The 11522-nt window shown below is 71.5% G+C and carries 9 protein-coding genes and 1 riboswitch; of the genes, 4 read left to right on the top strand and 5 right to left on the bottom strand.

The genetic code is table 11. From position 1 onward, the window contains the following. Positions 1 to 99 precede the first annotated feature (99 nt). The 4 genes from ACFV9G_RS28860 to ACFV9G_RS28845 form a co-directional block, all read right to left on the bottom strand. Positions 100 to 1347: a M48 family metalloprotease gene (locus ACFV9G_RS28860; RefSeq protein WP_378732731.1), complete on the bottom strand. Its 1248-nt coding sequence runs from the start codon at positions 1345 to 1347 to the stop codon at positions 100 to 102. Next, entirely contained in the window at positions 1344 to 2546 is a 1203-nt protein-coding gene (locus tag ACFV9G_RS28855) for a hypothetical protein (RefSeq protein ID WP_378732729.1), read from the bottom strand. Before ACFV9G_RS28855 ends, ACFV9G_RS28860 begins: the two co-directional genes overlap by 4 nt. 38 nt (positions 2547 to 2584) lie before the next feature. Continuing rightward, positions 2585 to 3571, bottom strand: a complete 987-nt coding sequence (locus ACFV9G_RS28850) for an NlpC/P60 family protein (protein WP_378732727.1) — start codon at positions 3569 to 3571, stop codon at positions 2585 to 2587. Positions 3572 to 3588: 17 nt separating this feature from the next. After that, a riboswitch (cyclic di-AMP (ydaO/yuaA leader) is annotated at positions 3589 to 3767 on the bottom strand. 96 nt (positions 3768 to 3863) lie between these two features. Then, positions 3864 to 4046, bottom strand: a complete 183-nt coding sequence (locus ACFV9G_RS28845) for a hypothetical protein (RefSeq protein WP_091049976.1) — start codon at positions 4044 to 4046, stop codon at positions 3864 to 3866. A 123-nt stretch (positions 4047 to 4169) separates the two neighbouring features. Between ACFV9G_RS28845 and ACFV9G_RS28840 the strand changes: the two genes are divergently transcribed. Both ACFV9G_RS28840 and ACFV9G_RS28835 read left to right on the top strand, forming a co-directional pair. Beyond that, the gene (locus ACFV9G_RS28840; RefSeq protein WP_378732724.1) at positions 4170 to 5435 is read left to right on the top strand and encodes an NYN domain-containing protein; all 1266 of its coding nucleotides are present in this window, start codon (positions 4170 to 4172) and stop codon (positions 5433 to 5435) included. A 67-nt stretch (positions 5436 to 5502) separates the two neighbouring features. Then, on the top strand, positions 5503 to 7428 hold the full coding sequence (locus ACFV9G_RS28835; RefSeq protein ID WP_378732722.1) for an APC family permease: 1926 nt from the start codon (positions 5503 to 5505) through the stop codon (positions 7426 to 7428). On the opposite strand, the gene ACFV9G_RS28830 is transcribed toward ACFV9G_RS28835, so the two are convergent. Then, the gene (locus ACFV9G_RS28830; protein WP_378732720.1) at positions 7409 to 9286 is read right to left on the bottom strand and encodes a hypothetical protein; all 1878 of its coding nucleotides are present in this window, start codon (positions 9284 to 9286) and stop codon (positions 7409 to 7411) included. The genes ACFV9G_RS28835 and ACFV9G_RS28830 overlap by 20 nt on opposite strands. Before the next feature lie 107 nt (positions 9287 to 9393). On the opposite strand from ACFV9G_RS28830, the gene ACFV9G_RS28825 reads away from it, so the two are divergent. After that, a complete protein-coding gene (locus ACFV9G_RS28825) occupies positions 9394 to 11112 on the top strand; it encodes a DEDD exonuclease domain-containing protein (protein WP_378732734.1) in 1719 nt (572 codons plus the stop codon). Positions 11113 to 11135: 23 nt separating this feature from the next. Beyond that, entirely contained in the window at positions 11136 to 11414 is a 279-nt protein-coding gene (locus ACFV9G_RS28820; protein ID WP_141803873.1) for an Lrp/AsnC ligand binding domain-containing protein, read from the top strand. Positions 11415 to 11522: the final 108 nt, after the last annotated feature.

Below are 11522 nucleotides of genomic sequence, written 5' to 3'. Positions count from 1 at the left end.
CAAAGTTTCTGGGTGTGGGGGGGGGGCGCCGGCGCCCACCCCCCCCCCGCCCCGCCCGGCGGCGGGGCGGGGGGGCGCCCCCCCCGACTCGGCCTTATCTCAGTCCAGCACTCGATGAGCAATAGCGATCCGCTGCAACGTCGTCGGGTGGGAGCCGAACCACCACTGCGACCAGGCCTGCGGGGACGGATCGGAGAGCGAGCGGGCGCCGAGGTCGTGCTGCAGCCGGATGAACGACTCGAGGTCGCCGGTGGCATGGAGCGCGTCGACGTCCGCGCGGGCCTCGACGTGCCGGCTGAGGCCGTTCTGGATCGGCATCGCCAGCACGCTCGCCAGCGCGAAGACCGCCATCAGCATCGGGACGGCTTCGGGGGTGGCGTACTCGTCCTGGCGCCGGTAGGACAGCAGCAGGCCCAGCAGTCCGACGCCGGCGACCGCGCCGGCGGCACCGATGACCGTGCCGACCAGGACGTCGTCGTGCTTGGCATGGGCAAGCTCGTGGGCGACGACGGAGAGGACCGCCCCGCGCGCGGCGGCGCCCCGCTGCGAGTCGACGAGGTTGTCGTAGAGGACGACGCGGCGGGTGGAGCCGAATCCGGTGACGTACGCATTGAGAGAGGTCGTACGCCGCGAGGCGTCGACCACCAGGACATCGTCGACCTCGACGCCCTCGCGTTCGGCGATGGCCATCACCTCGGTGCGGAACTGGCCGCGCGGCAGCGGCTCGAAGTCGTTGAACAGCGGCTCGATGACGACCGGGTAGACGAACGAGCCGACCACGACGAGGGCAGCGACGAGGACAGCGGCGACGGCCGGCCACCAACGCCGGGCGAGGCGGATGCAGGCGAAGAGGGCGAGCAGCGCCACCGAGGTCGTCACGATGCCGACGACCTGGTTCAGCAGCGAGTCGCCCAGCCAGGGCCCCCAGGCTTGCCGGGAGAGCCCGTAGCGCATCTGCAGCCGGTGGATCGCCACCCCGAACGGCAGCGTCGCGATCCAGCCGAGCAGCGTGACCACAGCGACCGCGAGCACCACCCGGAGCAGCCACGGTCCACGCAGCCGCGCCACCAGACGCCGGCCCAGAGAGGTGAACCCGAGCACGCAGGCAACGACCAGCGATACGACGAGCGAGGCCCGGCTGATCCAGCGAGCGGTGCCGGAGTAGGCCAGCATCCGCTCCAGCTCGTCGGCCGTGAACACATCACGCTCGTCGGGCAGGTCGAGCGGGCCGCCCGGGTAGGGGTGCCACGGGATCAACGCCCAGGCGAGCACCACGAATGCCACCGCCCCGAGGACGAGAACCACCCAGGACGTACGTCGCGTTGCGCTCACTTCTGCCCCCGTCATCGAGCCGAGTGTGACAGATGGGTCCGCCAGCGGGCGGTCAGCTCGTCCTCCCCGAACCCGAAGCCGGCCTGCAGCGCCTTCTCCAGACCGATGCCGCGCCCGGTCTCCTCGTAGAGATCGACCAGAGCCTGCTCACCGCCGGCCTCGGCGAGCACCTCGCAGGCGAGCCAGGCGGCTTCGTACTCGGCACCGAAGTGCTCCGAGCGGGTGTTGAACTCGGCCTTGCCCGGCAGGTGGTCGGGGGCGCCGTTCTCGCGGACCTGGGCGAGGACCTGGCCGGCGGTCTTGGACAACGGCAGCTTGGTGTCGCGGAGCGCGACGTAGTCGGCGAAGCCCTCGACCAGCCACATCGGCCGGCTGGTGTTGGTCGCGGCGTCGGTGGCCGCGTGGGTGGCCTCGTGGGTGATGACGATCTGGGCGCCTGGCGCGTCGAGATCGCCGATGACGCCCTGGTTGACCCACACGTGCAGCGGCGTCCCGGCCTTCGTGGACCCGTCGACGGTCGCGGTCACCGCCGCGACGGCGGTGTAGGTCCCCGGCTGCGCGCCGAGCGCCGAGTCGAGGCCGTTCGCGGGCACCTCGAGGACCAGGCGCGGGTCCTTCCAGGCGACCACCTTGCGGACCCCGGCGACCGCGGCGGTGGCCAGCTCGGCGTAGCGGTCGGCGACCTCGGCGGGGGCCTGGGCGACCACGAGGGTGGAACCGGTGCGGCGCACCTCGACCGGGCCGCTGAGCCACAACGGCAGCCGGGTGCCTTGGGCCGCCGAGAACCCGGTGATCGCGCCCTCGGGGCCGAAGCCGACCTTCAGTTCCTCGGTCAGCGTCGGGTCGCCGGGGGTGCGCCACGACATCTCGACGTCGGCCGTCCATGAGCCGTCCGGGTCCACGTTGCCCGACTCCGCGACGTATCGCGCGGTGACGTCCCCGATGCCGATGGCCCGGGCGTTGCGCACCGCCACCGCGGCGGCGTCCTCCCCGTCGGGCTCCGCCCGATCGCTTACGCCCTCGACCAACGCCTGCAGCGAGGCCCGGGCAGCTTCCGTGTCGGCGCGCACGACCGGCTCAGCGGTCGGAGTCGGCGCGACGTACTCACCTCCGCCGGTCAGCCGCCAGCCGACGAACCCGGCGAGCAGCATCACCAGCACGAGCCCGGTCCCGATCAGGACCGGACGGGAAAGAAGAGAGCCGACCGTTCGCACCTGCGAACGATCGGCCTCTTCGGGGTCCTAGGTCAAACTCAGCCCGGGCGGACGGCGCCCGTGTAGGGCATCTCGTCCATCGGGGAGACCTTCACACCGGTGCTCGGGTTGGACGCGTGCACGATCATGCCGTTGCCGATGTACATGCCGACGTGGCTGATCGGGCTGTAGTAGAAGACCAGGTCGCCAGGGGCAAGCTGGTCGCGCGGGACCGAAGGGCCGCTGCTGTACTGCGCCGAGGAGGAGTGCGGGAGCCCGACACCGGCCTCGCCCCAAGCACCCATGGTGAGGCCGGAGCAGTCCCACGACGCGGTGCCGGTGGCGCCGTAGACGTAGGAGTCGCCGACCTGGGCGAGCGCGTAGTCGACGGCGATCTTGGCACGGCCCGACGGCGAGGGCAGGTTGCCCGGGATGCTGGTGTCGGCCGACTGGAACTCTTCGAGCTCGTCGGCCTCCAGCTCGTCGAGCTCGGCCTGGGCCGCCTCGAACTTCTTGTCGATCTCGCTCTTCTTCTGCTGCATGGTCGTCTTGACCTTGGCCATCTGGGACTTGGCGTCCTCGGTGGCCTCGCGGCGCACATGGAGGGCCTCCGCCTCGGTGTTGTACCGAGCCAGCAGGTCGGCCTGCAGCGCGTTGTAGGACGAGACGGTGGACAGACCGGCGAGGAACTCCTGCGGGTCCTCGGAGGTGATCACCTGGCCGACGGCAGAGACGTCTGAGCCCTCGAACTGCCGCAGCACGGAGTCACGGAGCTCGGCGCGGATCTTGTCGAGCTCCTTGCTCTGACGCTTCTCGTCGGAGCTGAGGTCCTCGAGCTGATCCTTGAGGTCCTGAAGCCGCAGCTTGGCGTTGCTGTAGTCCTCGTTGGCCGCCTCGGCCTGGGTGTAGAGCTTGTCGACCTTCTTGCGAACGTCGTCGATGTCAGGGTCTGCCTGGGCGGGGGTCGCTGCGGGAATGATCCCGGCGACACCGATGGCGGCGATGCCGGCTGCTCCGGCAATGAGTCGCTTCCGGTCGCGTGTCACGAGCGGACGGTCTCCTTGTGTGTAGTCGTAGACGCCTACCGGGTGAGCTGACGGGTTCAGGCACGACCTGCCCTACCACCGCTCCTCGATCCGGTCTCCCGGATCGCTCTTGCGGCGGATACACCCCAGATGATCGGTGTGGTTCCCCGGCTCCTGGCCCGCCCCGAAGCGGGCCTGGACTAAGCGCGACACCCGCGTGGGCCGGTTGACCCACTTCCACGAGCGCCAAGTTCCTGCGCACACTAGCCGACGCCATCCCCCACCTGCCAACCACCCACGCCCAAAAGTTCGGCTACATCCCTTCCACCATGCGCAGCGGCGGGACCAGACCACCCTCGGCCAGCACGTCGAGCGCCCGGCGCTCGTCGTCCTCGATGGTCAGCTCCGGAGGCGGCCCCAGCAGCACGGTGACCACGCAGTCGTGGCACGCCAGTCCACGCACGAGGCAGGTGTCACAGTCGATTCTCGTCGTCATGTGAGTGACGGTCTCACCGAGCACCGACATTTTTGCTTTCGTCCGGTTGCGTCCGGCGTGTCACCACCATCGCAGCACGGTATTCGAGGCGGCGATCGCGGCCCGGGTCCCTACACTTGGAACATGGAGGTCTCCACGTACGCGACGCTCCCCGACACGGTCCGGGGGCGCATCGTCGCGCTCACGGCCGGGGTGCTTCCCGACGTGGTGCGCCTACCGCCCGCGCTCAAGCGGATCGCCGACTTCGCGCCCGCCCGGCGCGCCAAGGCCGGCGGCGCGATGATCGCCTCGGTGCTCGAGGGGGACGACGAGGTCCGGGAGAAGGTCGGGAGCCAGCTGCGCCCGGCGTACGTCCTCGAGGATTCCTCCGACGACGTCGTCCTTCCCGAGGACCCGGCCGAGGCGGCCGCGGTCGTGTGGCTCATCCGCCCCGACGGCTGGGAGGTCTCGCTCAAGGAGGCCCTGGACCGGCTGGAGGCCGCCGCGGTGCCGGTGGTCGACGCCGAGGTGGCCCGCCTGCGCGGCAAGCTCGCCGCGGCCGAGGACGAGCTCCGCGAGGTGCGTGCAGACCGCAAGGCCCGCCTCGACGACCTCAAGGCCGACAACACCGCCCTGCGGCGCAAGCTCGGCGAGGCCCGGACCGCGGCCCGCGAGGCCGGCACCGGGCTGGACGAGGCCCTCAGCGAGGCCCGCACTGCGCTCGCCCGCGCCGAGGACGAGCTCGCCGCACGTGACCGCCAGCTGCGGCAGCTCCGCAGCCAGATCGACAAGCTCGAGCGCGAGGCGGCCGCCGAGCGACGCTCGTCCAAGACGGACCGGGAGGACGCCTCGTTGCGCGCCCGGTTCCTGCTCGACACGCTGCTCGACGCGGCCGGAGGCCTGCGTCGCGAGCTGGCGCTGCCGCCGGTCACCGGCACCCCGGGCGAGCGGGTGGAGGCCGAGCTGGCCTCCGCGGACGCCGCCGCCGGTGCCGGGGTCACCAGCAGCGCCCACCTGGAGCAGTTCCTGGCGATGCCGCGGGTCCGGCTGATCGTCGACGGCTACAACGTCTCCAAGGCGCTGTGGCCCGACTCGGCGCTCGATGCCCAGCGGCTGCGGCTGCTGCGGGCGATCGCGCCGATCGCCGCCCGCACCGGCGCCGAGACGACCGTCGTCTTCGACGCCCACTCCGCATCCGTTCGTCCCACCGCCGTGCCTCCACGCGGCGTCAAGGTCCTCTTCTCCCCCGAGGGCGTCATCGCCGACGACGTCATCCGCGACCTCGTCGACGCCGAGCCCGCCGGCCGCGTCATCCTGGTCGCCACCGACGACGCCGAGGTCGTCAAGGACGTACGCCGCGCCGGCGCCCGCACCGTGCCGCTCTCCTCGCTCTCGCCGCTGCTGGCCTGATCACACAGGGTTCCTGCGCCGAACCCACCTGATTCGATAGGTTCTGCGGACATTCGAATCATCGGGAGTGGGAGACCAGCGCGTGCGGCACGCCCTCAACACGATCGCCAGGATGGTCCTGTGCGCCGTGGGATTCGTGATGTCCCTCTACGGCACCGTCCGGCTCGACGGCCTCGGGTCCGTGGGGTTCGGCGACCTGATGCGCAAGCCCGACCTCTGGATCGCGGCCACCGGCGGGCTGCTGACCGCGATCGCGTTCGTCGCGCTCGGTCGGTCGCAGGCTCCCCCTGATCCCCGGCCGCGCCGGACCGCCCCCGAGAGCCCGGAGAAGCCCGAGGCGCCTGAGAAGCCAGAACAGCCCCAGGTCCCCGAGAAGCCCGACAACGGCAACACCAGCGACAAGCTGAGCCTGTTCGAGGTCGTCGGCCTGGCCGCGGGCGGTGTCATCGGGTCCGGCTGGCTCCTGGCGGTGCCCACCCTCCACGAGAGCCTGGGCGAGGCCGCGCTCCTCGGCTGGGCCGCCGGCGGCGTACTCATGCTCACCATCGCGGTGGTGATGGTCGAGTTCGGCCTCATCTCGCAGCGTACGGGCGGGCTCCTGTTCCACCCGCACGACGCCTTCGGGCCGTTGGTGGTGATCATCCTCGCGGCGTCGCTGTGGATCTCCTACGCCATCAACCCGGCCGCCCAGGCGGCGGCAGCGGTCAACGGGCTGGCCGAGGTCGTCCCCGCGCTGGCCGGCGAGGGCGGACTCACCCGGGTCGGCTCCACGCTGGCGGTGCTGGTGACCGCCGCGATCATCGCCTTCGTCCTGCTGCCCCGGCGGTTCGTCCTCCGTACGAACGCCGCCCTGACCCTGCTCAAGATCGCCATCCCGGTGATCTTCGTGGTGTGCCTGGCGCTCGCCGTCCCCGCTCCCCTCACCGGCCCGGGTCCGGCGGCCGGGCCGACGTCGACCGGTGTGCTCAGCGCGCTGATCACCAGCGGCGTGATCTACGCCTACATCGGCTTCCAGGCACCCCTGGACGTGACCGGCGAGGTCCGGGGCGGCCGTCGCGAGGTGGCCAGGCGGGTGCGCTGGGCGGTGTACGGCACGGTCGTCGGCTCGTTCCTGCTCTACTCCGCCCTCCAGCTGGTCTACGCCGAGCACATGGCCGGCTCCGGGGCCGAGCACGGCACCTCGTACGCACGCCTGACCGACACCGCGACCCTGGCCGGGGCGCCGCTGGACTGGCTGGTCGTGCTGGTCCGCCTCGCCGCGATCATCGCCCCGATCGGGTCGGGCATCGTGTTCACCTACGCGCTGAGCCGCGAGGTCTACGCGCTCAGCGCGGAGAGGTACGTCCCCAGCGGCCTCCACGAGCCGCGGGCCTCCCGGCTCCCGGGCCGCACCAGCGATTCCTTCTGGCTGATCCTGCTCGTGAACCTGGTGCTCGCACTGGTGGTCCTGGTGGCGGTGGGCGGCGACTGGCAGACCCTGGCCGTGCTCAACACGATCCCGATCCTGATCCTCTACGCGGTCACCTGCGTCGTCCTGGCGGTCCGCTCGGAACTGCTCGGGACGGGTCTCCAGCAACTGCTCCCGTTCGCGGCGTACGCGGCCTTCGTCGTCATCGCGCTGGTCGTCAACGAGTCGGCGTGGGACCGGGTGTGGAAGGGCGTGGCGGTGATCGCCTGGGGGTCGCTCGTCCTCCTCGTCCTCCCCTGGCTCCATCATCTCCGGGTCCCCGGCCTGGGCTGGTACGACGCGAAGAACCACGGCGCGCGACTCTTCTCCCGCGACCCGGCGAACCGTCCGTTCCTCGTGCTCGCGCTGTATCTGGTCGCGCTGACGCTCCTGAGCGCGGTCCGCCACCGGATCGACGACGACTCCGTCTGGAGCGTGTGGAGCCTGCGCGCCCTGGTGATGATCGTCGCCTCGGGCGCGTTCGTCCTCCTCGTCGGCGCCGGCCGCCGCTACCTGCGGGAGACCCTCACGTCGACCCGGCCCTGACCCATTCGGCCTCTTCTTCCTGGCCGGCGGCGATGAGGGTCTCGACGACGGCGTCGACCCGGGCCCGGTCCTGCCACCGCCCCACCGAACGACGCAGCACCCCGGCGCGGCTCGCCTCCGGGTAGCGGTGCAGGCGCAGCCGCGTGGTGATGCCGACGATGTCGGTGGGCGTGACGCTCTGCGCCTGGTCGAGATAGCGGATCAGCAGCCGGTCGGCCGCCTCGGCGAGCTCCTTGCGCAGAAGCTGGTGGGCGGTCTCGGCGATCGTCGGACCGGCGCCACGGCGGTTGATCGCCTCGTCCGCGAGGTGATGCCACGAGGTGCGCACCGCGTCGGTGAACCCGGCCGACTCGAGGGCGGCGAGGCACTCGGCATACCAGGCGACGTACGTCTCCTCGGTCGGCGCCGGGTAGACGAGCAGATCCTCGGCCAGCCTCCAGCCGACGTCGGCGGCGACGGCCGACCGGCCACGCCTGCCGACCCGGGCGGGTACGTGCCCGAGCAGACCCACGATCTCCTCGGCGGGACGGAGCCGGACCAGGGTCGCGGCCTGCCGCCGAAGGTCCTCGCCCAGCGTCCTGCCGTGGCCGTCGGCGAGGTAGGCGGCGATGCCCTCCACGACGGCGGACGCCATCGGCTCGCGGTCCGCGCCCTCCGGGGTGAGCACCCAGTGGAGCAGGCTCCGCGTGGTGTCGGCGGACGGCTGCGCCCACGACCACCGGTCGAGGAAGTCGCCGAGCCGCTCGATGTGGCCGCTGTGAGCGAGCGCGCGGACGAGCATCGCCGCTTGGGCCTCGTCGCCCTCCTCCATGAGGGTCTCGCAGATGCGTTTGAGGTTCGTCGGCGTCGCGTCGCCGGCCAGGGCCGTCAGAAGGCTGTCGCGGCCGGGCCCCCGGCTGCCGCGCAGCAGCAGCACGACGTGCTCGCGCGCCTCCTCGGCGTTCTCGCTGCCGTCGAGGCGCAGCTTGAACCAGTCCTCGAGCACGCGGCCGCCCGGGCACAGCTCCCAGAACGCCGCGACGAGATCCTGCTGTTGCGCAGGACCGGGCGCCCGGCCGAGGTCACCGACCGCGCCGAGGGTGCGCCAGAGCAGGTCCAGCGCGATCTCACGCAGTCTCGGGCTGGCGTCCAGCGCGACGTAGAGCAGGGCCTTGTCGAGGTTCGAGCGACCGCTCGACGGGGCCGCGAACTGCTTCACGGTGTCGTTGACCAGGTCCGGCGCCCCGAGCAGGTGCAGCGCGCGCAGGAAACGGGCGATGTCGGGGACGGTCCGCTGCCGGAGCACGTCGTGGATGACCGCGTAGGCGATCGAGGCGTCGTGCTCGGTCTCGATCGCGAGCCGGGCCGCGTCCTCGGGCGGGCGGTGCAGCGCGGCGGCCGCGATCAGGATCACCCGGTCCGCGGCGGACTCCAGCGAGGTCGCCACGGCGGCCAGGTCGCCGTCCGCGAGCCTGCCATAGGCATGCAGCGCCTGGACCGCGATCGCAGGATGGCCCTGCGTACGCAGCTCCGCGAGCCAGGCGACGAACCGGTCGACACCCTGGCCGGAGACCCGGGCGAAGGCGTTGTCGATCAGCTTCTGGGTGTTGAGGACCTCGTCTGCCTTGGCACCGTCCAGCACGGTGACGTACTCGACCAGGCCCGCCAGATCGCCCGTCAGGGTGTCGAGCACACGCTCGTTGAACCGCAGCGCCGCCGCGTGCCCGTCCTCGCTCAGCAGCATCCTCGCCTGCTCGCCGGCCTCGGCCGGCTCGACCTGCAACGAGCCCGAGCGGGCGAACCAGCGCGCCCAGGGACGGTCCTCGTTCCCTCCCGAGGACCCGTCGTTGCCGCCGTTTCTCGCAGCGATGACCCACACCTCCCAATGTCAGGTGCGCCACACCCTAGTGGCGAAGCACTGTCGGTGGCACTCGCTAGTGTGTTCGCATGAGTAGTAGTTCGGCGGTGCGTGAGGCGCGGAAGGAGATGCGTGCCCGTGCCGTCGCCCGGCGCCAGCGTGAGCAAGCCACCGGCGGCTGGGAGGCCCAGCGGGGCTTCGACGAGCTCGGCAGGCCGCTACGCGACCTGACCTTCTGCGTGGTCGACCTGGAGACCACCGGCAACAGCCCGGACAACGGCGGCATGATCACCGAGATCGGCGCGGTGAAGGTGCGTGGCGGCGAGGTGCTGGGCGAGTTCCAGACGCTCGTCAACCCCCACACCGGCATCCCGCCCTCGATCGCCGTGCTGACCGGGATCACCAACTCCATGGTCGCCTCCTCCCCCACCATCGAGTCGGTGCTCCCGGCGTTCCTCGAGTTCGCCGAGGGCTGCGTGCTGGTCGCCCACAACGCCCCCTTCGACGTGGGCTTCCTCAAGCACTTCGCCGCCCAGCAGGAGCGGCCCTGGCCGCGTTTCGAGGTGCTCGACACGGTGAAGATCGCCCGCCGGGTGGTCACCCGCGACGAGGCGCCCAACCACAAGCTCGGCTCGCTGGCCCGGGTCTTCGGCTCCCCCACGACCCCCAACCACCGCGCCCTCTCCGACGCCCGCGCGACCGTCGACGTCCTCCACGGGATGATGGAGCGGCTCGGCAACATCGGCGTGCAGACCCTCGAGGACCTCTCGGTCTTCTCCGCCAAGGTCACCACCGCCCAGCGCAAGAAGCGCCATCTGGCCGAGGACCTGCCCCACGCCCCCGGCGTCTACCTGTTCAAGGACGACAAGGGCAGACCGCTCTACATCGGCACCTCCAAGGACCTCCGCACTCGCGTACGCACCTACTTCACCGCCTCCGAGACCCGCTCCCGGATGGGCGAGATGGTCGGGCTGGCCGCGACCGTGCAGGGCATCGAGTGCGCGACGGCGCTGGAGGCGGGGGTGCGCGAGCTGCGGCTCATCGCCGAGCACAAGCCGCCCTACAACCGCCGTTCGCGACGCCCGGAGAAGATGCACTTCGTCAAGCTCACCCAGGAGCCGTGGCCCCGGCTGTCGCTGGTCAAGCAGGTGCTCCTCGACGACGCCGACTATCTCGGCCCGTTCGGCTCCAAGAAGGTCGCCGAGAAGGCCCTCCAGGCGCTGCACGACACCTTCCCGATCCGGCAGTGCGCCGACCGGCTCCCGCTGCTGCCCCGCAAGACCCCCTGCGTCCTCGCCGAGCTCCACCGCTGCCTGAGCCCGTGCGACCAGAGCGTCCCCGCGGAGACGTACGCGGCCCTGGTCTCGCGGGTCCGCGAGTCCCTGCTCCACCGGCCCGACGAGGTGGTCGAGACCGTCACCGAGCGCTTCACCGGCCTGGCCGAGCAGGAGAGGTTCGAGGAGGCAGCCGTCCACCGCGACCGGCTGACCTCCTACCTGCGCGGCGCCGCGCGCACCCAGCGGCTCAGCGGCCTGACCCGGCTGCCCGACCTCACCGCGATCCGGCGTGAGGATGATGGCCGCTGGGCGGTCCACGTGGTCCGTCACGGCCGTCTCGCCGGCGCCGGGGTGATCCCGCGAGAGGCCAACGCCCACGCCTACGTCGCCGATCTGCAGCTCAGCGCCGAGACGGTCCTCGCCGCCCCGGGTCCGGTCCCGGCCGCGAGCGCCGAGGAGACCGAGCTGGTGCTGCGCTGGCTCGAGTCCCCAGGCGTACGCCTCGCCCATATCGAGGGCGAGTGGACCTGCCCGATCGGCGGTGCGGGCCGGCGGGCAGCGGAGCTCTAGGCGGATCGGCTAACGTGACCTGCGTGATCACAGCGATCGTCTTCATCAATGCCGAGGTCTCCCAGATCCCCGAGGTGGCCGAGGCCGTGGCCGCCATCGACGGCGTCAGCGAGGTCTACTCCGTCACCGGCCAGATCGACCTGATCGCCCTGGTGCGCGTCCGTGCCCACGAGGATGTGGCCAACGTCGTCGCCGACAAGGTCAACAAGGTCCCCGGTGTGCTCGAGACCGAGACCCACATCGCCTTCCGCACCTACTCCCAGGTCGACCTGGAAGCCGCCTTCTCCATCGGGCTCGACTGACGGCGCAACGGGCGCAGCCCGTCTCGTGTAGCCGAGTCGCGCATCCGTGTGTAGCCGAGTCGGCGCATCTGCACGCCTTGGAGCGAAGCGGAGCGAGCGAGGCGTGCG

It is taken from the genome of Nocardioides sp. NPDC059952 (genome assembly GCF_042730435.1).
Taxonomy (GTDB): domain Bacteria; phylum Actinomycetota; class Actinomycetes; order Propionibacteriales; family Nocardioidaceae; genus Nocardioides.
The sequence above is the reverse complement of the archived record's forward strand: the minus strand, read 5'-3'. Positions and strand labels throughout refer to the sequence as shown.